Raw genomic sequence first — 25,020 nt, 5'->3', positions numbered from 1 at the left:
TCTCGATGTTATGATTGGTTATATTGAAATTGGTGGCAAGGTGTTTCCCGTTTCGAGCAAACTTTTTAAGTTGCTCAGAATGGCCGGCCATCCATTATTTAATCCCTCAAAGGTATCATCTTTATCCACGAAGTCAGCAGGCACCAGATTTTCATGCTTAAGAGTTAATTTTACAGTCGTATCCATTTGTTTCAACTCAAAAGTGACCCGTGACGGTTGCTCACGAGATGCTTCATCCCCAACCATGTTCCAAGTAAAAGAAAGTAAACGATGCGGTTCGCATTTTAGTATTTTTCCGTGATCGGTAACTTGTCCATTCCGCGAATAGGTAATGCTTGAGCCCTCTTGCCAATCAGATTGGATTTTGCTCCCGAAGAAGTATTTTTCGGTAAAATCGCTACTTGTCAAAGCTTTCCATAGCTTTTCCGGTGTCGCCCTAATGTAAGAAACATAAACAAATGCCGTGTCAGTCATTGATTTCCTCCTCAAGCTTTCTTTTAAGTTCACGCAATGCTTCGATCCGATGCCGTTCATATTTTCCAATCCAACGATCGTATATCTCTCCGATAGGAGCGACATTTAGATAATGCATTTTATTTCGCCCGTGCCATTCAATGACAATTAAATTCGCATCCTCCAATATAACAAGGTGTTTTGTAACCGATTGACGAGTCATTTCAAGATGTTCACATAGTTCATTTAATGTCTGACCATTTTTCTTGAAGAGTTCGTCTAAGAGTTGTCTACGGCTTGAATCAGCAAGAGCCTTAAATACTTTATCCATGTAACCATTATATGCAACCTTTTGTCTGCATGTCAATTTTATGCTCTCCCTTGAAGTTGTCATGAATGATATAAAATAAATCCTATTCTCCTCGAAACAATTATGTTAAATTGATTTCATAAACTAATGGAGGAAATATCTTTGAACCAATTCACTGAACATCTTGTTAATCAACATCGACAGTATTTGTCTGAAAACACCAAAGAACTTGAGAATTATGGTTCGATTTATGAGCACATGTTGTTTTACTTGACCAGTATATTAGGCATTGATAAGCAGAAAGCTTTGCAATGTATCAGTGATCTTAAAGCGGATATGTCTTGTGATCTACTTAAAAACATAGTTCAAAGTGAGATTATTTGAATTTCCACTAAGCTGAAAAAATTAATTCCATCCTATCAATATTAACCAACTCTTTTATCATTGATGAATATTTTTAGTTAAAATGTTCCAAGATAAGATTTGTAAAATCGTTAGGAGGGATATCGTTTGAAAAAAAGTGAGAACCATGAACCATCTATTGCCCCAGGAATGAACATGCACGATCCACTTGAAAAAAAGGCAACCGAAGAGGAAATTGAGAAAGGCGATACTACTTCGGTGACCCGGTTGTATCTAGACCGTACACCGGAAGATTAGGGGCTATCCCTTTCATCACCTAACTCCTACTTCGGTAGCTTTCATCAAGCAAACAATCATAACTTACAAAGAATTCAAGAAGGATTTTTTGAATGATAAAAAAATGAAACGTCTCTTATCGATAAGAGGCGTTTTTGTTTTGTCAATAATTATACGTCATCGGACACTATGAATTTATAAATAAATCAAAGGTGATAATAAAAGTGTGTTATAAAAATTAAAAAGGGTGATTTGATGATTTACATATATAATGATTTTGGTGGAACTCATACAACTGCCTTAGCGGCGGCTTACCATCTAAACAAATTACCTAAAAACCGAGAACTTACAAAAGAAGAAATTCTAAAAGTCGATTATTTCAATAAACTACAAACTTCAGATATGGGTAAACTGATATTTCATGGTCTAGATGAAAATGGTAATCCTGTTTATACAATGGGACATGGAATATCAAAAGTAGTAACACCAGCTTTAAAAAATTTTGCATTAGTATTGCAGGAGAGGTATCAACACCATGAAACCATCGTGTTTTCCAATACATCACCAACCGTTCCATTTGCGATGACAATTGGTGGATTATTCTCTCGAAGATTTAAAATAAATTTTATTGGCGTGCCATTACTAGTCTTAGGAGCAAAGCAATGCTGCAATAACATTATTCGGTTAGTCGAGAATACTAAAAAAATTGGAATATCTAATAAGGATGCTAAATCACTCACCATATTAGACAACAAAAAATATAAAGATGATAACTGATGAGGATAAGAATTAAATTTTTAATATAAAAAAACCGCGACTTTTTAAGTTTAAGTTTGCGGTTTCTTTATTATTTACATTATTGCTCCTCATTAACCAAAACCGTATCCCGGATCTGATCAAACGAAACAGGCGTATAATCCAAGTGTTCCACACTCACATTGTAGTAATGGAGCCCCTCGTATTTCTGGCTGTGTATGTGTCCGTGGACATTGACATAGGGCATTTGTTTATTCATATACATTGGCTCATGCGAAAGGAAAAAGAAATTCTTATAAATGATGGGGTATTCACTCACTTCGTCAAAACCTACATCCAGCCACCATTCTCTCGACCTTCCCCTATCGTGGTTACCTAATATGAGGATTTTGTAGCCGTTCAGCTCCGAAACGATGGTTTCGGTTCGTTCTTTATTCAGGAAGGAAAAGTCTCCAAGATGAAATACTTTGTCCTCTTTGCTGACAGCTGAATTCCATTTAGCTATCATTGTCGCAGTCATTTCGTCTACATCTGCGAAAGGCCTATCTTCGAAATCAATAATGGATTTATGACCAAAGTGATGATCCGATATAAAATATGTATTGGACATGGTTATCTCCCTCCTTTAATTCTTAATCCCACAACATTCCCACGGTCTCTCCACCAGAACGACCATAGTAAGGTACATACAGGCAAAGTCCAAAGAAACGGTGCATAGCCCACATAGTGATCAACGGGTACGCCAACGATTGTTCCACATACGATGGCAAGCATATTCCATGGGATCATAGCAGCTAGAATGAGGCTTGAATCAGCCACGACTCGGGCAAGTTGGCTGCGTGGGAAACGTTCTTCCCAGAAAGGCAGCAAGCTCCGCCCTGTCATCATTATCGGCAATGTTTGCGTGCATGAAACAAGGCCCAGCCCAAGGCCAAAAAGGGATGTTCGGACAGTCGCTGAAAGGAGTGAAGCAGACGACGCCCCTAGCAACTTTTGCATATAAGTCTGAAGGACACGATTCTCTTCCAAAATGCCATTGAACGCACCGGCAAGTCCAATAAGAACAATCAGCTCAATCATGTTAGACAAACCTTTGGTTTGGAGCGTGACAAATAAGCTAGAATGATAGCCAAACCACATATCGTGCAGCCATTCGTTCAAGGTCACATGCTGAAAAGTCACGCTAATAACGATGGCACAAGCAATCGACAACAAAAAGCCGTTTCTTGTTTTGAACCTGATAAGGATAGAAATCAACAGAACAAGGACCGGCAGCAAAAGCCACAGGCTGTACTTAAACCCTGAATCAAACTGCTGACTGAGCAAGCCGATAACACTTTGATGCCAAGCGCCACTCAAATCACATATCAAGAAAAACCCAAGCGTAGCACCTAATGCACCTATTGTTGTAGGAAGCAAGACTTTGAATAGCTCATGAACCGAGACACCTGTAGAGGAAGCTACAAGTCTATTCGCACTAGAAAATGGCGATGTCCGATCTCCGACGAAAGCACCTGATACGAGTGCTCCAGCAATCATAGGAAGCGGGATTTGCAGCAGCACGCCTAGACCAATTAAAGGAATACCAACCGAACTGAGCGTTCCCGTAGAGGTGCCGAGCAGCATAGAGATACAAGCAGAGAGTATAAATGAGAACGTCAGAAAAAAGCTGGGATCCACGATTTGAAGTCCCTTATCGATCATATAAGGGATTGTTCCGCTCATTGTCCATGTAGGGATAACAATCCCGACTAATGCAAGAATCCATATAACCTCTTTGGTGTGTTTGATACCTTCCCACATACTTTGCAAGATATCTGGAAATGCGGCTCCTCTTCGCCGAATGAGGGCAACCAATGTTAGAAGCCCCAATGAAAATCCAATCGCTAAAGCAATATGAAGAAAATACGCGGCAGCCAGACCAATAATCGTAATCGAAATCGTTACGCCAAGTTGTCTATTTGTTAACATGGTTTTATGCCAACATCTCTCGAATTGTTTTTAGGGTTTCACTTATGGCTTCCTTTAGCGGCTCCGTCTCCCCTTGATAGGGATGAACAGAACCAAAGGTATGATTTCCCTTAGGTATCCGAAACCACCTAATGGCTGGATTTTGCTCAACAAGCCTCGTTGAACCTCGAATACCTCGATCTCCGTCTTCTGTTCCTTGAATAAGAGCGATAGGGAAGGAAGCAGCACTAATTCTGCCCATGATATCGAATCGCTCACGATTACGTTCCATATCTTCTAAGATTTCGAGATCTAGCGGCATGTTTTGCTTCGTGCGTCCATTCAACGTATACGTTCTCCCTGTTGCGCGCATCTCCGCTTTATTTTCCTCTGTAAATAAATCGACATTGGCAATGCCGTTCCAGCTAATCACACCGACAATGTGTTCAGGGTGATCGAGCGCGTAGATTAAGCATACCCCAGCGCCCCTGCTATGACCTAAAAGAAGAATCGGCTTTTGTGCTGATTCTTCACGTTTTCGAATATCGTTCACAACCGTATGTAAGTCTTCAAGATCTTTGGAGTATGTATCTCGAGCAAACTTCTCAAGTTCCGTAAATTCAAGTAAACTAGCACCTACTCCATTGTGAGAAAAATTGATCGAAATCACATCAACCACTTCGGCCAATGATTGAGCCACATGAGGAAACATTCCCCAGTCTTTAAATCCTTTGTATCCATGACAAATGATTAAAGTCCCTCTAGCCGGCTGTGATACCGCTTCGTAAAAGTCTCCTCTCACAACGCGATCCGTATCAATAAATCGTTCAAATGGTTTACCCGATCTTGGTTTCATTCGTATTCCTACCTTTCCCTTCGTGTTCAAATCACTGCATACTTCTGTTATTTTATCACAATCTAAATTAGACAGCATGTGCCGTATGACCGTTCATAAATTTAAGACATTTAGTAAAAACTTGACTATGGTGTTTAATTCTCTCCCTTCATCATCTGAACCTGCGGGTAAAAAAATCATTTCAGGAGGAAGCTAATTTATGCATCAAAACCGAGCAACCAGCTTGCTCCGAAAGCTGATCTGTACATTGTTGTTTCCTTTGCTAATAACAGGTGTAATAGGCGCCAACTGCCAAGCTAACAGCAATCCATTGTATCAAAAGACGGCGAACTCCAACACCTTCCGGCTGGTCGTCAAAGCATCCCCCCATGCTGCTTATCAAACAGAAGCTATATTTGTAGATAAAAAATTACAGAAAGAGCTGGATGAAGGGAGAGCAGGTTCTCCATATGTCGATCCGCTCCCACCGGACACCACGCTCTCTTATGACAAAAAAGGTCAGTTGCAAAGCTTTGGTGTCACTACGACTGGCAAGGTGGTAGATCTCTCGTCTAGATTCATGGTAAACCTATCTAGTCATGCTCAAGAATCGCTGCGTTCACAAGTTCAATCACTTAGAGCCAAGCACTATGGTGAGATGCTTCCTTGGGAGGAGGCGAGTGAGGTGCTCCCCAAATACAGTAAATTCACCATTCTAGACGTGGAGAGCGGTCTCAGCTTTGAGGGACAGCGCCGCGCGGGTTCCCATCACGCGGATGTCCAGCCGCTGACCAAATCCGACTCCGCAACGCTGAAAACTATCTATGGCGGCGCCTGGAGCTGGGACCGCAAAGCGGTCCTAGTGAAACTTAACGGCCGCACGCTCGCCGGGTCCATGCATGGCATGCCGCATGGTGGTGATGGTATTCCCGGAAATGACTTCAAAGGTCATTTCTGCATTCACTTCCTCGGGAGCGTGACGCACGGCTCCCGCTCCGCAGATCCGGCGCACCAGGTCATGGTGCACCGAGCCGCAGGCTTGCTGACGGACTACATCAACAAGCTCTCACCTTGGGCGCTGATCGACGTGTGGATCAGCGCAGCGAACCAAGGTGACCTGCAGCTGCTGCAGGTCACCACGGGGCAAGAGCAGGCGCTGCATGTGCGCAGCATGCGCCGCCTGTCCAAGTTCCCGGAGCAGGACGTATCCCAGCTCCTGAAGCTTGACACCGCTGTTGACGTTTCGGCTACGCTGGCACGTGCTTCCGCGGTTGCTCACAGACGTGTGCTCTTTCGCCTCGAAAGAGCCTCGCTAGATACGCGCTGGTACATCCGCAGCGCGGTCATACAGTAACAAAAGCCCGGCATCTCTGAGCTAGTCGAGAGATGCCGGGCTTCCTTCTTTATTTCACGGTAATTTTACCCTTCATGAATTCCTTATGTGGCTCACAGTAATAGGTGTATTCCCCTGGTTTCGTAAATGTGACACTTTCAGAATTACCTGTGGCAAGAAGGTTCGTTTTGAAGCTGCCATCGTCAGCAACGGCATTGTGCTTCACTTTATCCTTATTCGTAAAGATAACAGATGAGCCTGCTTCTACGGTGATTTCCCCCTCTTTGAAAGCAAAGCCTTCCATATTCACATAGTACGTTTTAGCTACCTCTTGTCCTGATCCGGACGTTCCGCCACTAATGAGATTAACCGTCCGCGTTGATTCATCATACAAGACCTTGATGCCGAACACTTCAGCCAGAAAACGCGAGTGGACGAAGGTTGAGCTATTAATTAATTGAGCAGGTCCAACCATGGATATTAGGGATCCGTCCACATCTGCTTCTGAGGATCCGATAGTCAACTTAACAGTCTTGGTGTCCTTTTTTACTGTCACCGTTTGCGTAGCGGCATCATAGCTCACTTCGGATCCAATGCCTTCGGCAAAAGCGCGATACGGTACAAACAAGGAACTATCGATCAAGTATGACTCGTCTAACTGCAATGGTTTCCCATTCAATGTGAGCTTCATATCGGATTTCACCTGCTGCTGCATGTAAGCGGATGCTTTCATATTCATATCAGCCGACAGGCTCGTACCATGCTCATGAGCTGAAACAGGTAATATCCCCGTAACCAATAAGCCAATACTTAGAACGACTGCATATAAACTTTTTTCATCAAAAAATCCTCCTTGAATGTATTCATCTACTCTGTAGAATAAACGCATCAAAGGAGGATTCGGTTCGGTTTAATTTCGGGAATCATTTATTGTTCCGGTTGACCTGAAGCTTTACGTAATTCATTAGCTAAGCGATGAAACTCCTCTCGAGCAGCAGGGGAATTCGTCGCAAAATATCCGGCAGAAAGGAATGGTATAATCAAATTCGCGTCACCAGGTGACAGAGGATAGGATATGGGAGGCTCAGGTGGCACTACCGTATTCCACCAACCTTCATTCCCATACGATTCATCGTGATCGATATCGATTCCATGTTCGACCACTTCATTAAAGTATTGATAAATGTTTATAAAAGTAGACTTTTCACCGCCGCTCCAAGCATACGTTTGCCAAAAATGTGAACAAGCCCCTGCCTTTTGTACGGCTTCCATCACCGAAAAAGATCCATATACCCCTGTCGTGTATTCAGGTGTCGCTTCACTTGCTGCTTGAATATAGGCAATGACTGCCGGCATTTGCGCACTAGAAGCATCAAAATCAACAGCAAAATAGATACAGCTGCCAGCTGGTTGGCTAAGATTATGAGCAACCTGCAAAGCAGTAGCCCCATCTGCTAATCCCGCATTCCTTCCATCAAGAGCTCGGCTAGCAGTTGTCTCGAACACAGATACGATATGCAGGCCGGCCTGGCTAATCGTGTCTGCTTCTGCTTTGGTAAGTGCTTTAAACCCACTAGGAACAAGATATCTGGCCACAAACGAGTAGCCATCCTTGACGAAAGCACTGGCGGTTGGTGCCGTTAAAGGCGTTGAACAATCAAAACCTTTGGTCACTTTCACTCACCTACTCTCTACTAGTTTCATATATAATATGCTTACCTAGGGTTGAGCGCTACAAGATCAGGTAGTATGCCTATCCAGGAAAACCGAAAAAGGCTCCTCCCCCCTAAAGGAAAGAACCTTTTTTAGTAAGTAAATTGAAGTCCTAATTTTCCGCAACTCCGAACCTTTTCGCATTTCTTGCGCGAGCACGTTCGATTTCAATCTCGCGATTGCGAGGCTCGGCATTGGTTACCAATGAATTGAGCAGATTCCGGGCAACGACAGACATCTCCTGGACGGCGCGATTGAACGCCTCCTCGTTCGCTTTCGAAGGCTCGGTGAAGCCCGAGAGCTTTCTCACAAATTGTAACGAGGCTGCCTGAATCTCATCGTCAGTAGCAAGAGGATCGAAGTTGAATAGCGTTTTAATGTTTCGGCACATAGCTTTCTCCTTATCGAGAGGCTTGTTTGGTCTCATAAAATAATAAAAACCCTTATAATGAAGGGTTTCCTGAGTATGGGCCCAGAGGGACTCGAACCCCCGACCAATCGGTTATGAGCCGACCGCTCTAACCAACTGAGCTATAGGCCCAAAATGAAGTAAAATTGGTTGCGGGGGCAGGATTTGAACCTGCGGCCTTCGGGTTATGAGCCCGACGAGCTACCGGGCTGCTCCACCCCGCGTCATTAGCTGCCGCTCAACAGCGACAAAATTAAATATACACTAAGCGCGAGGGCTAAGTCAAGCGTTAATTTCTAGGTCATTTCGTCAGATTTACGTATTATATCGAACGCCAAAACGTCCTTTTTTCGACTTATACACTTCCACTTCTTGTGGGCATTCATATCCGTAAATCCACCAATCTTCTTCCATTCTTTTAGCCAAACAGCCCGCTTGAAACTTGGAATCGTATAATTTAGCCCAATATATCCAGTTCATCGCAATCACTCCGTTTTGTTCAAATCGATAATCCTATCTTATCCAAAAAAAGAACGACTTATGAGCCCTCCCTAACCAAGCAATAAATTACCGCGGCAAAATAAATAAAAAAGCCACTTGGAAGTGCTTAACAGCACAGAACCAAGCGGCATTTCATGAGTTTTACTATTGTTTGAAAGTAGTCAGTAACCGTTTAACGGATTCCCCATATTCATTGGTGAATGTCTCAAACACTTTGACTTGAATTGGGAAGTCAAGTTGGTTGGATTTCGCATTTAAGTTAATTGTATTTGACCCATTGTACAATCGGCCTTCGCCTGACAAGGCTTGAACTGATTTTCCAACTGGATTTCCAACATTGTCGAATAATTCGAAAGAAAGTTTACTGTTAAACTTATCGACCGTCACTTGTTTATCCGGGTTTATGTCCAAATCCAGCTTCAGCTTGTAATCATAGGTCATGTTTCCTTGGAAAATAGCTGAAATGGTCCAATCCTTAATGCCAATCTCAAACGGATACACATTCAGAACTTTGCTCGTTGGCTCATTTTTCTGAACAGGTACCTTTGCCGTCGCAAGTAATGATTTATAGGTCGTATCTCCACTAGCTTGCTGACTGTAAAGGTTCATCTTCAATCCTTCCCCAGTCTCCGAAGCTGGTAGGGCATACGAATAGCTTACGACATAAGAGGCCTTTGGAACGACACTGAGAGCTGTAGCTTCCTGTCTCCTTCCTACATAGGCATAACCGTCTTTACTAACAAGTTCCGTTTGAATCGCGGGAATCGGGATCGGTCTCTCACTGTTATTCGTTAGTTTAAACTTCGCAACAGCCGAATTGAAGCCATCGTCTTCATTGCTTGTTACGTGCAATTCAACCAGCGACACATCGACATTTGAAGGAACGAATTTATTCGTTGTATCCAGTTTGACAGCTGTGCCTAACGTGTATTCCGGAGCTGGGATAACGCCTTGTGTTAAAGCACCTGCAGGGAGCAGAATATTGACGCGTCCTACACGGTAGCTGTCTTCATGGAACTTGCCCTCACCTATTGCAGTGGCAAAATTCTCTGGTGTAACCACATTCAAACTGGTGAATTCCGTGTCCAGTTCCGTTGGGATGACAACATGGATGTACTTCTTCTCACCTGGATCCAATATAACAGATGTTTCGGCACGACTACCGGAATAAACGTTATTGTCTGTCTTGCCATCGATACCAAAATTAGGAACGGTCTGGCGCTCTTTGGTCGGATTCAGGACTTGAATTTGGACAACCGTGGATACGCCTTTGGCTGTGATTTCCTTATGAATATCCACAGGTAGGAATCCAAGAGATGATCGTAAAGAAGGCAGGGTAAAGGCCTCTCCCCATTTAAGGATAGCAGATGGCTTCGTTATCGTACTATCACTGCCGTTCCATACGAGACCAGCGTCAACCGGTACGGTTAGCAGTGTCGTTTCTTCCTTCGGATACACTTCCAGATCCACATCTACAAAGCTAAGATCAGTTAGAGCAACGTCATCACTCCGCTCAACCGTCGTCAAGTAGCTAAGTTCCTGCTGGCTCTTGGGTTGAATCGATTTCGGATTTGTGGCACTTGGCTGCAGCGTGTATTCGATGCCATCCGCCATCCGTACCCGTAATTCAAAGTCAGGTACTCGTGTCACGTTACCACTGGTATTGCGTACCCGAATGACAGCGCCCAATTTCGTTGAATCGGATTCATGATTATTGAGAATGCTTTTAATTTCTACCTCAATTTTATCTGTCAGTGTATAGCTTGTAATTGCACTTGTTCCAGCAACCACTACCCCGCTCAATCCATCGGCAGCCCATGCAGGAAAAGAAGCTGTAGTTAATAGGGCAGCAGTTAGAACAATTGTAACTAGCGATTTATTCATCGTTTTATTCACTTATTTCTCCTCCTAATTCTTTTGTTAATTGCCCACTTTTATTTTATCTTGATCTTTCAGTTGATGTTGTCCGGAAATAACGAGCATTTCGCCTTCCTTGACCCCAGAAATAACTTCCTGATTTGTCTCATTTAAGCGACCGAGTTCAACTTTACGTTTTTGCACGGTTTCCCCATTTACGATATAAACAAAACTATCTCCGGCTTCGTGAACGATACTAAGACTTGGCACAACAGGAACGACTTGTTCATCATCTTTGGTTAGTTCTACCTGGGCTTTGGAACCGGGTCTTAGCTTGCCGTCCGGATTTGGAACCTCCAATTCCAGATCGTAAGCTTTGGATTGTCCGTTAATGACATCCGATAAGTAGGTCACTTTGGCATTAGCTTTGTTCGTAACGCCTGGTATGTAGAATGTCAGTTCACCTTTGCCTCTAACGAGGTTAGCTGATGCTTCAGTAAGTTGGGACTTGATTTTGACTGGATTCGTTTGTTGAACTTCCCCCACTCGGCCACCTGGCGCTAACGTCTGGCCGACACTCACATTGAGATCCGTAAGCACACCGGAAGCCGGTGCTTTCACCTCAAGGTTGCTAAGTGCTCTCTCGATATTACGAGCGTTAACTTGTGCTGATTCCAAACTAGACTCCGCTTGTGTTAGCGAGTTCGTTTCTTGCAGTGTCTTGAGTGCTCTACGTTGGCTTGCTAGATCTTTCTTCGTATTATTAAGCGTCGTTTCCGCCTGCTCTAATTGGGACTTCGTTGCTATCCCTAAATCATAATCATTGTGAACTTTGTTGTATGCTTTCTCTAGGTCACTAACTGCGGTTTCCATCTTGGAAACCCGATCCTTGGCATCTTCGATACCGTTCGAAGTGTTCTGCTTAGCCGAAGTAAGTCCTGCTTGTGCCCCTTTTATACTAACAGCATTCAAATCCTTCTGAATCAGCGCATCGGTTGGATCCAATCGGAAAAGTACATCGCCCTTTTCTACTTTGTCTCCGCGTTTCTTAACAATTTCAATGACTTCACCACCGGATTTCGCGACAACATCCAATTGTACGGATGATAAGACGTCACCGACTTGTTCAACAGGTTCACCAATCTTTTGCTTGACTATTTTGGCCGTTTTTACTACTTTGACCCCTTGCTCTGCAGCAGCGGGTGTTGCTGCCGGGCTTGCTGCTGGTGATGCGGAACATCCAACGGCTATCGCCGCACTGAGCACGACGACACCGAATAATTTAGCACTCTGTTTAATCGTAAACAACTGACGTTTCATATTCGTTTTCTCCTTTTCCCCTGTTCAGCTTATTGGAGCGCAGATGCTGCTTGCTCCGATTGTATGGAATCCGACTTTCCTTTTCTCTTGAACCATCGGCCTTCTCTTTTCTTAAATAAAATCTCATACATGATAGGCACAATTACTAATGTTAGAAGAGTTGAAGTCGTAAGACCTCCAATAACAACGACAGCCAAACCTTTGGAGATGATTGTTCCTTTGGATAATCCTAGTCCTAATGGCAAGAGGGCAATAATAGTTGCACCTGCCGTCATAATAATAGGTCTTAACCGCGTAATTCCCGCTTCAACAAGCGCGTCGCGGATCGAATAATCCTGCTCTCTTAGCTGCTGCACGCGGTCTACGAGTACAATCGCATTTGTTACAACGATACCGATCAGCATGAGGAAACCGATGAGCGAAGTTACATTGATAGATTCTCTTGTAACTAGAAGTCCTAAGAGGCCCCCTATTGCCGCAAGCGGCAGTGAAAACAGAATGGCAAGCGGCGCTCTAGCGTTACCAAAAGCAATAACCATTACGATGTAAACAATGAAAATGGAAGCGAAGATTGCAAAAAACATCTGCATGAAGCTTCTGTTAATATCATCAGAAACGCCTTTCACTTCACGAGAGACGCCTGATGGCAATTCTAACTTGGCAAGTTCTTCCGTAATTTTTTTGCTGACGCCGCCTTTATCCGTACTCTCAATTTTTGCTCTCACACTGACAATCTGTTCTTCGTCTTCACGACTAATGTTATTTGGCGCATCAATTTGTCTGACGCGAGCTACTTCATTTAATTGAATGGTTTGACCCATAGGCGTCTTGATCAGGAAAGTACCCAATTTATCCACAGAGTTCTTGTAAACGGGATTCAGCATAACTTTGGTCGCATAAGTGACGTTATTAAATTTTAAATCGCCCAGCTTTTCTTCCGCAATCCAGGCGTTGACGGATTGTAAAATTTGAGCATTGGAAAGCCCATGCAAGCGTGCTTTGTTTTGGTCTACCGTAATCTCGACTTCTGTTTTGGAATCACTCAAGCTGTCTTTAATGTCGTTTAACTCCGGGAACTCCTTCAGTTTATCTTTAACAATTTGTGCGGCTTGCTTGAGATAGAGCTGATCATCACCTTTAAGTGAGTAGGAAAAATCTGCACCCGTTGAAGTTGGAGGTCCGCCGGTGAACAACTGTACATTGACATCCGATCCAGGCGGCATCAATTTCAACATATCTTCTTTATACGTTTTGACTGCTTCTGTCGCATCCGTATCTGCTGACAGCTCGAAAAACATCATCGCTCTGTAAGCATAGCGGTCACTGCTCTGGTTATAACCTACAAGGGATTCAATATACTTGAATGCAGGATTACCCTTTTTGTCTGTATGTAATTTCAAATCCTTTTCAAGTTCTTTGGACTTCTCATTCATCATTTCGATGGATGTTTCCCGCGGCATTTTAATCTCAATAGCCCCTTGTTTAACGGACTCACTATTCGGCATGAAAGCCACCGCTAAATTGGGTACTGTAATGACAATTGAGAGTAATAGGGCAGCGCCAGCAATCAAAAGCGTTTTGATACGGTTATTTAAGGACCAAATAATTGCTTTTTTGTACTTTTCACCCAATGTCCCTACCCTATGTTCATTGTGATTCGCTAGCTTCTTACTTCTAAGCACCATTAGCTTTGCTAGCATCGGAATCACTGTTAAAGCAACAATCAATGAAGATAATAAGGCTACTACAAGTGTAATCGCAAAAGGACGGAATACTTCACCGACCACCCCGCTCACGAATCCAATGGGACCAAATACACCCACTGTTGTAATCGTAGAAGAAGTAATCGCGCTAGAAACTTGTTTCGTTGCCAATTTAATGACAGATTCGTTTCGTTGTTGAGCGACCTGCAGCTGACTGTAGATGTTCTCAATAACGACGATACTGTCGTCCACGACCCGCCCGACGGCAATAGCCATTCCTCCAAGCGTCATAATGTTTAGGGAAATACCTAGAGGACCCATGACTAACAACGTAACAAGAATGGACAGTGGAATGGATACGAGTACGATGATTGTCATACGTATATTACGCAGGAACAGTAAGATCATTAACGAGGCAAGCACTGCACCCAATCCGCCTTCTTGCACCATACCGTGGATGGAATCTTTGATGTCATTGGCTGAATTGTAAATTTTGTGGAATTTCACGCCAGGCAGTGTTTGACCCCAATCCGTCATCAGCTTATCTGCACTATCTGCAAACTCTACGGCATTCGCTGCTTTCGTCTTGTAAAGAAGTACGCCGATAGCCGGTTGATCATCTAATCTAGCTATAAATTTGGACTCGCTAATCGCTTCGACTTTGGCGATTTGTTTGAGAAGCAGCGTGTCACCCGTTTTCGTTGTAATTTTTAAATTATCTAAATTGTAAATGGTATCCATTTCACCTTTAACACGTACCATCTGCGAGTTCCCATTGAAATCTACAGTACCCGCAGGGCTAGAAACCAGTGAAGCTTTGATCAAACCCGAAACATCTGCCGGTGTTAGACCATAACTGTTAATCGCAGGCGCATCCAGCTTAATGGTAAGCACAGCGTCCTGATTACCTACAGAGTCCACATGGTCGATTCCTTTGAGTCCATTAAAGCCAGGCAGAATCGTATTCTTATAGGCATTATCGAGCTCAGCTTGGTTCATTCCCTCATTACCGTAAACAGCTAAATAGTAGACCGGTTCGGAAGCGAATCCAGCCGTTAGTACTTTAGGCTTTTCGGATCCTTGAGGAAGCTTCACATTGGAGATCAGACTCTCCACATCTTTCTTCACATCTTCAGGCTTCTTATCTTGATTTAACTCCAGGATAATTTGTGAGTAATTGTCCTGTGAGCCGGAGCTCAGGGTTTTTAACCCATCTAATCCTGCAACAGCCTTCTCCAGCGGCTTCGTAATTTCATCTAACACATCCTTCGGAGGTGCTACGTATGTAGTACTAATAATTACGACCGGAAATGTAATATCAGGAAAACTTTCTACCTTGAGAGTCGTTGTGGAGTATGTTCCACCTACGACCAACAGCAGCATGAGGATGAAAATCGCTGCTACATTTTTCATTGAAAACTCGGTTAACTTGGACATTCTCACTTCTCCCCTATCACCAGCTTTAATACCCTACATCCTTGGTGCTCACTCATTCATCATACTTGGAATTTCTTAACAAAATATAAACTAGCTTTGAAAATTTTATGTTTTTTCTCGGTCTGGATTTATTATATCGCTTCAATTTGATAAAAACAGGTGAGTGAAGTCATATTCCAGTCATAATATGGTCATATGCATGGGTGAACGGTTATGACTTCATGTGACTAAACAAACAAAAGCGAAGGCAGGAATGCCTTCGCTTTACTCAATCCAATAATGAATCAGTCCGTTGTAATAAACCAATCCGCTTTCTGTGTCGCCAGCAGCTTTCTTTGACCTTGGAACTCATCATAAATACTGAGCGTATATTTCTCGAGGAATTTGGTGTTATAGATGAGTCCCGGATCTGGAATTGTAATTTGAAAATTTTTCCGCTTGCCTAGACGAATCTTTGTATCTTCATCGGCTGTAGAGTCTCCATTAATCACATCAAAGTCTTTGAAATCAAATTTTTTCTCAAATCGCTTGATTCCACCGCCATCTTCAAAAACTAGCAGCAAGCTATGACCTTCGGTGTTGATTTCCGTCAATTTTTCTTTCATTAACTCGTAGTTAAATTTTAAAGTAAATACTTTATCCTCAATCTTCGTACCAATTTTATCTATCGTAATCGTATAAGGAAATAAATCGACATTCTTAAGTAATGTTGCTACATTCGTCTTCTCATCCGGCAGCCCATAGGCAACTGGGTTCACATAGGAATCAGCAACGGTTTTCTCACCTTCGGACAGTTTGCCGTCGGTGACTGCTTCTCCAAGGAGTAAGTTCATATTTGAAGTGGAGTAGCCTTTGGGGACAGATGCCCATATGTTTAGTAACGCTTTTCCTGCTGGGCTTATTTTATTCTTTACTTCAGCAACTGTTGCCGGAAAAACGGTCCCATCCGACGAACGGAAATTGGCGACGAGCTTGGAAACATTCGTAAATCGCTTCTCCAAATTCGTTACTTCTACCATCGCCGAGTACATGATATTCGTTTTGTCTTCATAAGTGGACACATTGCGAACCACATACTTTGCCTTACGTCCAACATCAATAGCTGTGTAGGACTGGCCCAAGCCGATGAAAGGAATGGCCTGAAGCTCCGACTGTGTGGTGAACTCCAGTACATCTGTAGCTGAGGAACTGCCCTTATCCGTATCTATAGTTGACGCTTCTGCCTCATTTTCTTGCAAAACTAACTTCACGTGAGAAAACTCATATGTATACGGCACTTTGCCTGCAATTTGCAAATTGACGCTTGCTCCCGCTCCCAATCCAATCACTTTAGCGGTCTGAATAAGCTTAGCATCGATTTTAACAGCATCGTCGAGCAGGAAATACCCCGATAATTTCGGAATAGGCAAGGACTCCTCACCTTTATTACTTAGTGTCAAATCGGCTGTTAATAAGTCTTGATCTTCCCAAGGTAATCGATGAAGTCCATTAAGCTGAGTTGTATAAACACCTGATTTACTCGTGAAGGAGTACTCTTTTCCAACTGAACCACCTTCTTGTACGGTAACTGCTGGCAGTTGGAAATTCGTAACGGATACGTTTAACTTCAAGTCTGGAATTGTTTCCGCTACGGACAACTGCCAATTATCCGCGGCAACCGACACCGGAATGGAACCCGATAGTTGAATCTCCTTGCTCTCCTTCGGATTGATTTTCAACTCTTTCAGACCCTTAGCATCCATCGGATATAGCAGCCCCTCCGGCGTGCGGATCGAGAAGAGGTACGAGGGAATGGTGACCGTGTGATTGCCAGCATTCTCTAAAGTTACATACACGGTTGGAACATGATATTTTTCATTCTTGTTGCTGATGAACTTCTTAATAGAAGCATTCACCTGGATACCGCCCACAGAAATGGCTGCAACGCCATCCGCAGGCGTAACATCCGAATACTCATCTGGTACCGCGATCTCTCCCAGTACATTTTCAAATTTCGATTGACTAAAGTCCCATTTGATAAATTGGACAACGAGATCTTGTATGTTTGTGCTGGGGTTAAGAGAAGCATAGAACGTTAAATCTGTTGTAGAACCGGGAGCAACCCGGTTTTTATCCTTATCTGCAGGCAGCAAACGCGCTGAGAATTGATTACCGGATTTGCTTTTCAGCCGGACCCAATAATTAATAAACTGCAGCTCACTGCTCTCTTCGTTGTGAATAGTAATGGTAAATGTGGCCAGCTTGCCGCTTTGATCAGGTAAAACGTGGATCTGTTTCAACTCAAAGAAACTGCTCCCAGTTATCGAAACCTTACCTACCGTCGAAGCAATAGAGGATGGACTGCCATCAGCCCAAACGGGAGTCATGGTTCCCAATGCCAACGCAGCAGATAAGGCAATGGTTGCTAAGCGAGTGTAGCGGAACTTGATTCTCATAATAATATGTTACCTCCTTCATAGTCTGTCTGCATCGTACGGAACGATCTCCTAACCTGCAGGAACAGCTTCCATCATCGGTTTCATTGGCGTATTCGGATTATCCTTCATTTGCTTAAGCATCGCATCTCCCTGAGTTTGCCACAGCTTTAGCGCTTCGCGAGCCGTCATTTTCCCTTTTAGAACATTTGCAAACTGCAGGCGCCCAATCTCTTGTACTTGAAAAATATTAGGCTTATCGCGATAAATTTTAAAGTTATTTTCCATAGGTACCGGTACGACGTTATAAAATGCTTCCATATGGAAATCCAATCCATCTTTTGGCTTTAAATATTTGGAACGTGCGACCAAGTTATAGGAACTGTGAGATTTCAATTTCGCCCAGTCATCACCATTAATGAATTTAATGAACTTCCATGCGTCATCGGGGTTTTGCGCTTTGGCATTAATACCCATAATCCCATTCATATAGATGGAGCCGCCAACGCCTTTAGCTTCAGGGTGAGAAGGAATTGTCACGACATCCCAATCGATCGGTTTGAAACCTTTGTAGTTGGCTGCGTTTTTGTTCGCATTGATTATTTGTTGAATTTGACCATAATTGATAATCCCCATTGCTAAGCGACTTGACATGAAATCGTCGTAGGCAAAAGGATTCTCTTGATCGAATTTACGATTCATTGGCTTTTGCGGATCGAAAAGTTCCGGGAATACATTATCTTTTTGCAGCTGAGCCATTTTCGCCCAAACCTTTTCCCATTGATCCGTGTCCACAGTCATTTTCTCACCGGCATCATCGAACATTTTCAGCTGCAGGGGAGCTGTATACATTTGCATACCGTAAAACAAATCACCTTGGGATTGCGTCGAAAATGAGAAACCATTAATGCGGTTCTCTCCTTCCCCTTTGACCAGGCGTTTGGAAAGATCAAAAACCTCATCCCATGTCATGCCATCCTTCGGAAAATCAGTTCCTGCATCTGTGAACATTTTCTTATTATAAATGAGCGCCGAGGAGCTGAATGTCGGAGCAAGCGCGTAAAGCTTACCGCCGCCTGCATTTTTAATGCCGTCAATAACCGCAGGAACGATACCAGTTGTATCAAATTTATCTTTTGTTATACGTGGATCAAGCTGAGTTAACAAGTTGCTTTCGATCATATCTGGCAGCTGCTCATAACCGACCATCACCACATCCGGCGGATTATCCCCCTGCATCACCTCCTTCAGCTTCTCTATGGGATCCGGCATCTTTTCCCCAGGCTGAGCACCGCCATAGCGGAACTTCTCATCCATCGTGGGGATGATTTCAATCTTGATATTCGGATTAGCGAACTCAAATATTTCGGTGAATTGTTGTCTGAAGTATTCATCATCGCCACCAAACCCCATGGAAGTCGCGATCTTCAGCACACGCTCCTTTTGATCATCCGCTTTTTCCCCTTTGGTACAAGCAACAGCAAGAGGAGCTACCATTGCCAGCGTTAGGGTAGTGGCAAGCATTTTACGCGTTATCATTTTCATTTTAACTTTCCTCCAACGGTTTGTGAATTAGGTTCTACTCCCTCATGCGCAGGTATCACTTTCGGTGCTTTAATCATGATTTTTTCGCCGTCAAACTCCATCGTAGCTTTACCGTCAATTTGCAGAGCGGTCAAATAAGCTTTTGGAACCTGTAAACGACCTGCTCGATCCAACACGACGTACTCTTCATGATCCTCACTTGTGAGTCCCATGGCCATTCTGTCAATGCTTGTAATCGATGGGTTTCGGGCAATAAACTCCGAACTCGTCATGCCGTCTCGAATCGCGACGACCCGTCCTACTTTGCCAGCCATTGACAAATCATGGGTAACAATAACAATTGTCACACCCAATTCCTTATTCAGCCGCTGGAAAATAGATAAAATCATATCCGCCGTCTTCGTATCCACGGACCCCGTTGGTTCATCCGCAAGGAGCAACCGCGGACGGTTTGCAAGTGAAATCGCAATGGCTACGCGCTGCTGTTCCCCACCAGACAGTTCTTGCAGCTTGTTATTCATCCGATTGCTAAGACCTACCCATTCAAGCAATTGTTTGGCATATGCAGGGTCATAATTGCCGCTCAGCATCATCGGCATTTCCACATTTTCGAGCGCGGTCAAGTAAGAAACGAGATTCCGCGCATTATTTTGCCAGATGAAGCCAACCGTATGCCGTTTGTAATCAACAAGCTGCTTATCCGTAATCTTTAGTAAATCCCAATCGCCTACTTTCACTTGACCTGCGGAAGGTCGATCAAGACCTCCCAAAATGTTAAGCAATGTGGACTTACCGCTTCCGCTATTCCCGATAATGGCCATAAACTCACCAGCGTCGATCTGGATGTTAAGTCCTTGCAAAGCTACAACTTCAATCTCGTCCGTTTTATAAATTTTGACTAAGCCCTCGCAAGTAATCATGCTATTTCTCCTCCCCCAGCTTCACAGCTTGATGAACACGCAGCCTTCGAATGTGTAAAAACAGGAGTAGCGCCCCAGTCACCATCATGAATGCAACGACGAAATAGAGCTGATACGTGTCTTTGGAATCGAAAACAACTCGAAACGGTGGAACCTGCGTCTTCACATTCTGGGAAGTTTGCAGGAAGGGCAAGAAGAAATAACTCGTTAGTTTACCAATCCCGATACCTAGCGCGATGGACAAGCCAGCCGTAAAGCCTTGTTCAAGGAGCAGCATGCCGGTCAATTGTTTGCGGGAAAGCCCCATAGCACGGAGGACCCCGAACTGTACAACTCTATTGGAAAGATTGAAAAACCAGTAAAGCATATAGCCGATCAAAGACACCGTGATTGAGACGAGAAAGCCCAAGCTAAGAATCCCGAACACCCCGCCTCTTGCTGGAAGCTTCTTCTGGACGATGAGCTCGTTACGAACATCCTTCACAGAGGCAAGTTCAATCCCTTTGGCCTGGAGGGCTGTTACAATTGGCGCAACTTTAGCTTCCGGTTTCATTTTCAACCATACTTCATAGGGACTAATAGGTGCTTGATCGTATAAATAATCCAGATTTGTGATGAAAAATGGCGTTTGCTCGGGGTATTGACTCGGCCAATACGGTAAAATGCCAACAATGACGAATTCCACGGGCTGCTGCCCAATTGTAATCGATAGCAGATCACCTGTTTTAAGCGCATATTTACTTGCATAATTCGAAGGAATAATGACGGCTTGCTCATAGCTGCCCAGCAAATTCAGATATTGATTAGGAGGTGCTGGGAATAAATCGGGCCGAAACCAGGCTACTTTGGCAAAGTCGACGTTATCGATCCCCATGACCATTCCTTGGCCGGTCGATTTACCGGATACGACGACGTTTCCTTTGGTCAGCAAAACTCTGGCTGCAGCCTTGACACCCTCTAGGTCTCGGAACACTTGAAACGGCGGCTCTACGTAGCGAATCTTAGTGGGAGTTTCCTCTCCCGGCTTCGGGCCAGCTTGGCCGCCACCTGCTCCAGAGCCTCCGCTGCCATTCGGGCCATTCTGCCCGTTACTCCCCCCAGATCCTGCGGTCCCGCCACCCTGAGCTCCTCCAGGGTTTCCTCTTGCATTCGGATTCTTTGGCAGATCGTCAGAGAAGCCTTCCCATACGGTCTGCAGGACCACGTCGGTCCCATATTGGTACAAGGTCCGCTCCGTCGAGTTTAAATCAATCGTACGTGCAGCCGAGGAATTGTACACACCTAGTCCTAGCGTGAGAATGAGCAGCAGCATGAGCGGGTAGTAAGCTTTGGCTGAGCGTGAAAGCTGCACGAGTGTCAAATAAAGCGGCACGGGAAGGAATCTACGCCCCAGCCAGCCGAACAGACGCAGCAGCCAAGGAAAGATGCGCAGAAAGAAGAGCCCCAGCGCGAAGATTGAGAGTGCTGGTACGAAAAACAGCAGCGGATGCACCTGCAGCTGATCCGTCGTGAGTCCCGTTTGCACAGACAATAGTTGACGTTGGTCAAATAAGTAGAAGCCGTAGCCAACCAGACCTAGCAAGACTATGTCAAGGAACCAACGCTGCCACAGTGGTGAGCGATCGGAACGTGCGAGCTGCTGCTTATAGTTCACGATCGAAGATCTTGCGAAAACGACCGCTGGAATGACACTAGCAAGAATCGCTATGAGAACTGCGAGTCCCCCGTATAGCATAGCCTCAGCTGTGAAGCTGACAGGAATTGATTTACGATCCACAAAGGTTAGAAAGCCACTTGAAGAGCCAATACTTTTCGCCATGAACCAACCCATAAACGGTCCGAGCAGCAGTGCAATGCCTCCAAGTAACAAGCCTTCCAGAAAGTAGATCCCTACGATTTGCTTCGTACTGCCTCCACGGCTTCGTAGGGTGGCAATCACATTCCGCTGTCGATCAAGCGATTGTCGGGCATTCATCACGATGTAATAGAAAACCATTGCAATCATCGGGGCCGCTAATGTGAATAATAAAATCTGCATCTGTACGCTTTGGGCTTTAAATTCAGTAAGAATAGGCTTGAAAGACACATCAACCTTGGTATTTTTGAGTTTTTGGAATAGGTTAATATCCAATCTTTCCAAACGGTTCTCAAGTGGAGATAATTGACTCGTTTGAATGTTTCGCAGATCGAAAGCATAGTACCAATTGGCGAGCTGCAGCGGAATTTTCTTCTCCGTTAATAACGTCTTCATAAATACATCATCGCTAATAATAAGTGCATTTACTAACCCTTCTAAGCCTTGAAACCAATAAGCATCCGTTTCGTTTTTCGGTTTGAAGGAACCTACAATTTTCACCTTTAACAGTTGACTGCCGCCTGCTCCAGAGACCGAATAATTAAAGATGTCCCCAACATGAAGATCATTCCGAAACAGAGCTTCCTCTAAGACAACAGCTTCAATGACACCATTCTGTACTTGTCCTGAAGCCATTTGCCCGATGGACCATTCCACCTGCTCACCGAGCCCACTCCATGAAGTTAATGACATTTGACGGCGTTTGCTCGGGTCAGCCTTTGTTGCATCGGCAGGAGATAGCTGTGCTCCTTTGATCGAATAACTTCTTGCAAAAGTATTGACCGGAAACCCAATATCTTTGGGAATTTGATCTTGTATATAAACATTGACGTCTTTCAGCTCATCCAGGCCTGCACGTTCTGTCCCAACAGCTTGATTGCGCATAAGCAGAGAGCCTGCAGGAAGTCCGCTGCTCTTCTCTTCCAACGATTTGGCAACAACTCGCTTCAGCGACCCATCCGCGTACATCGGAATGCTCGTGGTGAAGGCAACAGCCATAACAAGTCCGAGTAAGGTGCTGAGCGTTAGCCAACGGGTATTCCACATTTTCCGAAATAAAAACCGCAGCATCGGGATAGACATTAACGACCCACTACTTTCTGTCCGGCTGTAAGACCTTTTACAATCTCCACATCCGTTGACGTCTGTTGACCGATCTCCACGTCGACTTCTTTCTTATTGCCTTGATTATCAATCACTTGCACATAATTTCGGCCTGAATAGGAACGAAGAGCAGCCAAGGGGATCGTCGTGGCGTTTTCTTTTCTTTGTGTAATAATCGTCACACTAAGCGGTGTTCCTCGATTCAGTCCTTTCGGAAACTCATTCAGCTGAACAACCAAATATTGATCGATTGTATCCTGTTTGCCGCCTTGTCCGTCTCCTGGGAAGCCAGCCCCGTTGTTACCACCTGCTTGTAAGTTAGGAAGTTGCTTTACTTTACCTTTATGCTGACCGGCTGAATTAATGTCCACTTGAACATCCATCCCAATGGCTACTTTCTTCGCATCATCTGCACTAATACTTGCGGCCACGGTTAATTCATTCAAATCTGCGAGCGTCGCGACGGACTCTCCGGATTTCACGGTATCACCTTTCTTGGCTGCTACCGTGACGATGGTTCCGCGGAACGGTGCGAGCAGCTTCGCTTTACCAACTTGTGACTCGAGCTTGGTCAGTTCCTCACGCTTCAGCTCAAAATCAATCTTGGCCTGCTCAATTTGCTCAGGCGTCATTTCGTCAGCCTTCCGAAGCGTTTCGATCATCGTCAGCTCATCCTTACGTGTTTGAAGCTTCTTCCGCTTCAAATCACTCTCCATATCCGTAACGTCAAGTTCGGCAACCGGCTGCCCTATCTCTACGGAATCCCCGTTCTTCACGAGGATAGCACTTATCCGTTTGGCGGTCATATCTTCGGAGAAAAAGAGCTTTTCTTCTTGCAGCGCCATTAATCGTCCACTCCCTCTTACTTTCGTCTCAAGGGTCTCCGTTTTCACGGTATACTCGGGCTTTTTGGAAAGCTTAGGTGGATTAATCATGGGAAGTGGTTCTTCATCCTGCTCCTTAGGCAATAGCGAACAACCTGAAGAGAGTAGGAGTATAGAACATACAAGCAGTGCTGCTAATGTCTTCATCGTCCAACTATGAGACGAATTTTCCGTCCACCATTTCGTAAACATGATCAGCAACCTCCAAAATTGTAGGGTCATGTGTCGTCATACAAATTGTAACTTGTTCTGTTGCAATCATACTGCGAAAAACGGACATAATCTGTGCACCCATCTGGGAATCCAACTCTGCTGTAGGCTCATCCGCTAAAATAAGGGAGGGCCGATGCGCAATCGCCTTAGCAATCGCAACACGCTGCTGCTCACCCCCGGAAAGTTCGTAAGGACGATGATGCATCCGCTTGCCAAGACCAACTAGGTCCAGACAATGCTTCACCCTTTCTTTCCACTGTGAGCGCGGAATGCCCGCCATTCGCAGCGCCAGCTCGACATTTTCCCAAGCAGACAATAAAGGCATTAGAGCATAAGACTGAAAGATAAAACCAATCTCCTTTCGACGAATCAACGTCCGTTCATCATCACTACATAGATGAAAAGCGTGATCCTGAAATAAAATCTCCCCCTCATTCGGTTGATCCAGCCCCCCGACTAAATTAAGCAGCGTAGTTTTCCCCGAGCCTGACCTGCCTTTGAGCATAACAAGCTGCAGCGGTTTCAGCTCCATCGCAATCCCTTTTAGTACATCTAACCTTTGGCCTCCTACTTGAAAGGAGCGATGTACACCACTTACCTTCAATAGCGGACTCGCTGGAGCGAGCCGAGAGAAACGTATGTCAGACTCCATCTCCTCTTCAATCGCTAAAGTCTCTAGTGTGCTTCTTTTTCGAAACCAGCTCGCCATATGGTAGGTCTTCCTTTCTTTTCCAAACTGAATGTATGATAAAATAGACGGTATATCCTTCCAAAAAGTTCCGGTGAAACTGAAAATTTCCTGAAAACTTTTTGGCGATATACCGTTTGTATGAATCTATTAGAGTTATCACTCCATCTTGTAATTTGTC

The 25,020-nt window shown here is 44.3% G+C and carries 22 protein-coding genes and 2 tRNA genes; 4 read left to right on the top strand and 20 right to left on the bottom strand.

Annotated features, from left to right (window positions below):
- Positions 1–18: 18 nt before the first annotated feature.
- Together BLT91_RS02460 and BLT91_RS02455 are read right to left on the bottom strand one after the other, a co-directional pair.
- Positions 19–474 carry an SRPBCC family protein gene (locus BLT91_RS02460; protein WP_090816205.1) on the bottom strand — a complete coding sequence of 152 codons (456 nt, stop codon included), beginning with the start codon at positions 472–474 and terminating at the stop codon, positions 19–21.
- Positions 467–784: an ArsR/SmtB family transcription factor gene (locus BLT91_RS02455; RefSeq protein ID WP_090817223.1), complete on the bottom strand. Its 318-nt coding sequence runs from the start codon at positions 782–784 to the stop codon at positions 467–469. The genes BLT91_RS02460 and BLT91_RS02455 overlap by 8 nt, the downstream gene beginning before the upstream one ends.
- Positions 785–925: 141 nt before the next feature.
- Between BLT91_RS02455 and BLT91_RS02450 the strand changes: the two genes are divergently transcribed.
- From BLT91_RS02450 to BLT91_RS02445, 3 genes are all read left to right on the top strand, one after another.
- Positions 926–1,147 carry a hypothetical protein gene (locus BLT91_RS02450; protein WP_090816203.1) on the top strand — a complete coding sequence of 74 codons (222 nt, stop codon included), beginning with the start codon at positions 926–928 and terminating at the stop codon, positions 1,145–1,147.
- A 126-nt stretch (positions 1,148–1,273) separates the two neighbouring features.
- A complete protein-coding gene (locus tag BLT91_RS31205) occupies positions 1,274–1,423 on the top strand; it encodes a hypothetical protein (protein WP_175532007.1) in 150 nt (49 codons plus the stop codon).
- A 234-nt stretch (positions 1,424–1,657) separates the two neighbouring features.
- Positions 1,658–2,179, top strand: coding sequence for a DUF3189 family protein (locus BLT91_RS02445; protein WP_090816201.1), 522 nt, complete (start codon positions 1,658–1,660; stop codon positions 2,177–2,179).
- 79 nt (positions 2,180–2,258) lie between these two features.
- On the opposite strand, the gene BLT91_RS02440 is transcribed toward BLT91_RS02445, so the two are convergent.
- Genes BLT91_RS02440 through BLT91_RS02430 form a run of 3 tightly spaced genes read right to left on the bottom strand, consistent with a single transcriptional unit; the run spans position 2,259 to position 4,964 of the window.
- Complete coding sequence (locus tag BLT91_RS02440; protein WP_090816199.1) at positions 2,259–2,768, bottom strand: phosphoesterase; 510 nt, start codon at positions 2,766–2,768, stop codon at positions 2,259–2,261.
- A 2-nt stretch (positions 2,769–2,770) separates the two neighbouring features.
- On the bottom strand, positions 2,771–4,129 hold the full coding sequence (locus BLT91_RS02435) for a Na+/H+ antiporter NhaC family protein (RefSeq protein WP_090816197.1): 1,359 nt from the start codon (positions 4,127–4,129) through the stop codon (positions 2,771–2,773).
- 4 nt (positions 4,130–4,133) lie between these two features.
- Positions 4,134–4,964 (bottom strand): alpha/beta hydrolase family protein, encoded by an 831-nt coding sequence (locus BLT91_RS02430; protein WP_090816195.1) that lies wholly within the window; start codon positions 4,962–4,964, stop codon positions 4,134–4,136.
- Between the two features lie 199 nt (positions 4,965–5,163).
- Between BLT91_RS02430 and BLT91_RS02425 the strand changes: the two genes are divergently transcribed.
- Entirely contained in the window at positions 5,164–6,297 is a 1,134-nt protein-coding gene (locus BLT91_RS02425) for a hypothetical protein (protein ID WP_090816192.1), read from the top strand.
- Between the two features lie 49 nt (positions 6,298–6,346).
- Here the strand turns inward: BLT91_RS02425 and BLT91_RS02420 are convergent, their stop codons facing one another.
- From BLT91_RS02420 to BLT91_RS02355, 15 genes are all read right to left on the bottom strand, one after another.
- Positions 6,347–7,165 carry a stalk domain-containing protein gene (locus BLT91_RS02420; RefSeq protein ID WP_090816190.1) on the bottom strand — a complete coding sequence of 273 codons (819 nt, stop codon included), beginning with the start codon at positions 7,163–7,165 and terminating at the stop codon, positions 6,347–6,349.
- 38 nt (positions 7,166–7,203) lie between these two features.
- Positions 7,204–7,950 carry a DUF1906 domain-containing protein gene (locus BLT91_RS02415; RefSeq protein WP_090816188.1) on the bottom strand — a complete coding sequence of 249 codons (747 nt, stop codon included), beginning with the start codon at positions 7,948–7,950 and terminating at the stop codon, positions 7,204–7,206.
- A gap of 151 nt (positions 7,951–8,101) precedes the next feature.
- Positions 8,102–8,380, bottom strand: a complete 279-nt coding sequence (locus BLT91_RS02410) for a DUF2277 domain-containing protein (RefSeq protein WP_090816186.1) — start codon at positions 8,378–8,380, stop codon at positions 8,102–8,104.
- Positions 8,381–8,456: 76 nt separating this feature from the next.
- Positions 8,457–8,530 (bottom strand) — tRNA-Ile (locus BLT91_RS02405).
- Positions 8,531–8,545: 15 nt separating this feature from the next.
- Positions 8,546–8,622, bottom strand: a tRNA-Met gene (locus BLT91_RS02400).
- Positions 8,623–8,713: 91 nt separating this feature from the next.
- Complete coding sequence (locus tag BLT91_RS31200; RefSeq protein ID WP_167356966.1) at positions 8,714–8,878, bottom strand: hypothetical protein; 165 nt, start codon at positions 8,876–8,878, stop codon at positions 8,714–8,716.
- A gap of 165 nt (positions 8,879–9,043) precedes the next feature.
- Entirely contained in the window at positions 9,044–10,795 is a 1,752-nt protein-coding gene (locus BLT91_RS02395; protein ID WP_090816184.1) for a hypothetical protein, read from the bottom strand.
- Positions 10,796–10,819: 24 nt separating this feature from the next.
- Entirely contained in the window at positions 10,820–12,076 is a 1,257-nt protein-coding gene (locus tag BLT91_RS02390; RefSeq protein WP_090816183.1) for an efflux RND transporter periplasmic adaptor subunit, read from the bottom strand.
- A 29-nt stretch (positions 12,077–12,105) separates the two neighbouring features.
- Complete coding sequence (locus BLT91_RS02385; RefSeq protein WP_090816181.1) at positions 12,106–15,216, bottom strand: efflux RND transporter permease subunit; 3,111 nt, start codon at positions 15,214–15,216, stop codon at positions 12,106–12,108.
- 284 nt (positions 15,217–15,500) lie between these two features.
- Complete coding sequence (locus tag BLT91_RS02380; RefSeq protein ID WP_090816179.1) at positions 15,501–17,651, bottom strand: hypothetical protein; 2,151 nt, start codon at positions 17,649–17,651, stop codon at positions 15,501–15,503.
- A gap of 51 nt (positions 17,652–17,702) precedes the next feature.
- Positions 17,703–19,175: an ABC transporter substrate-binding protein gene (locus BLT91_RS02375; protein ID WP_090816177.1), complete on the bottom strand. Its 1,473-nt coding sequence runs from the start codon at positions 19,173–19,175 to the stop codon at positions 17,703–17,705.
- Positions 19,172–20,095, bottom strand: a complete 924-nt coding sequence (locus tag BLT91_RS02370) for an ABC transporter ATP-binding protein (protein WP_090816174.1) — start codon at positions 20,093–20,095, stop codon at positions 19,172–19,174. Before BLT91_RS02370 ends, BLT91_RS02375 begins: the two co-directional genes overlap by 4 nt.
- A 1-nt stretch (position 20,096) precedes the next feature.
- A complete protein-coding gene (locus tag BLT91_RS02365) occupies positions 20,097–23,033 on the bottom strand; it encodes an ABC transporter permease (protein WP_175532054.1) in 2,937 nt (978 codons plus the stop codon).
- A complete protein-coding gene (locus BLT91_RS02360) occupies positions 23,033–24,130 on the bottom strand; it encodes an efflux RND transporter periplasmic adaptor subunit (RefSeq protein WP_090816172.1) in 1,098 nt (365 codons plus the stop codon). Before BLT91_RS02360 ends, BLT91_RS02365 begins: the two co-directional genes overlap by 1 nt.
- On the bottom strand, positions 24,093–24,803 hold the full coding sequence (locus tag BLT91_RS02355) for an ABC transporter ATP-binding protein (RefSeq protein WP_254776786.1): 711 nt from the start codon (positions 24,801–24,803) through the stop codon (positions 24,093–24,095). The genes BLT91_RS02360 and BLT91_RS02355 overlap by 38 nt, the downstream gene beginning before the upstream one ends.
- Positions 24,804–25,020 lie beyond the last annotated feature (217 nt).

Source organism: Paenibacillus sp. yr247, from assembly GCF_900103825.1.
In the GTDB taxonomy this organism is placed as follows: Bacteria; Bacillota; Bacilli; order Paenibacillales; family NBRC-103111; genus Paenibacillus_E.
The sequence above is the reverse complement of the archived record's forward strand: the minus strand, read 5'-3'. Positions and strand labels throughout refer to the sequence as shown.

Excerpts from the sequence above, each read along its gene's own strand:
- BLT91_RS31200 (WP_167356966.1), bottom strand. The coding sequence starts at position 8,878 with ATGAACTGGATATATTGGGCTAAATTATACGATTCCAAGTTTCAAGCG.
- BLT91_RS02460 (WP_090816205.1), bottom strand. The coding sequence starts at position 474 with ATGACTGACACGGCATTTGTTTATGTTTCTTACATTAGGGCGACACCG.
- BLT91_RS02380 (WP_090816179.1), bottom strand. The coding sequence starts at position 17,651 with ATGAGAATCAAGTTCCGCTACACTCGCTTAGCAACCATTGCCTTATCT.
- BLT91_RS02455 (WP_090817223.1), bottom strand. The coding sequence starts at position 784 with ATGGATAAAGTATTTAAGGCTCTTGCTGATTCAAGCCGTAGACAACTC.
- BLT91_RS02420 (WP_090816190.1), bottom strand. The coding sequence starts at position 7,165 with ATGCGTTTATTCTACAGAGTAGATGAATACATTCAAGGAGGATTTTTT.
- BLT91_RS02390 (WP_090816183.1), bottom strand. The coding sequence starts at position 12,076 with ATGAAACGTCAGTTGTTTACGATTAAACAGAGTGCTAAATTATTCGGT.
- BLT91_RS02435 (WP_090816197.1), bottom strand. The coding sequence starts at position 4,129 with ATGTTAACAAATAGACAACTTGGCGTAACGATTTCGATTACGATTATT.
- BLT91_RS02425 (WP_090816192.1), top strand. The coding sequence starts at position 5,164 with ATGCATCAAAACCGAGCAACCAGCTTGCTCCGAAAGCTGATCTGTACA.
- BLT91_RS02440 (WP_090816199.1), bottom strand. The coding sequence starts at position 2,768 with ATGTCCAATACATATTTTATATCGGATCATCACTTTGGTCATAAATCC.
- BLT91_RS02370 (WP_090816174.1), bottom strand. The coding sequence starts at position 20,095 with ATGATTACTTGCGAGGGCTTAGTCAAAATTTATAAAACGGACGAGATT.
- BLT91_RS02375 (WP_090816177.1), bottom strand. The coding sequence starts at position 19,175 with ATGAAAATGATAACGCGTAAAATGCTTGCCACTACCCTAACGCTGGCA.
- BLT91_RS02365 (WP_175532054.1), bottom strand. The coding sequence starts at position 23,033 with ATGTCTATCCCGATGCTGCGGTTTTTATTTCGGAAAATGTGGAATACC.
- BLT91_RS02355 (WP_254776786.1), bottom strand. The coding sequence starts at position 24,803 with ATGGAGTCTGACATACGTTTCTCTCGGCTCGCTCCAGCGAGTCCGCTA.
- BLT91_RS02360 (WP_090816172.1), bottom strand. The coding sequence starts at position 24,130 with ATGTTTACGAAATGGTGGACGGAAAATTCGTCTCATAGTTGGACGATG.
- BLT91_RS02430 (WP_090816195.1), bottom strand. The coding sequence starts at position 4,964 with ATGAAACCAAGATCGGGTAAACCATTTGAACGATTTATTGATACGGAT.
- BLT91_RS02385 (WP_090816181.1), bottom strand. The coding sequence starts at position 15,216 with ATGTCCAAGTTAACCGAGTTTTCAATGAAAAATGTAGCAGCGATTTTC.
- BLT91_RS02445 (WP_090816201.1), top strand. The coding sequence starts at position 1,658 with ATGATTTACATATATAATGATTTTGGTGGAACTCATACAACTGCCTTA.
- BLT91_RS02410 (WP_090816186.1), bottom strand. The coding sequence starts at position 8,380 with ATGTGCCGAAACATTAAAACGCTATTCAACTTCGATCCTCTTGCTACT.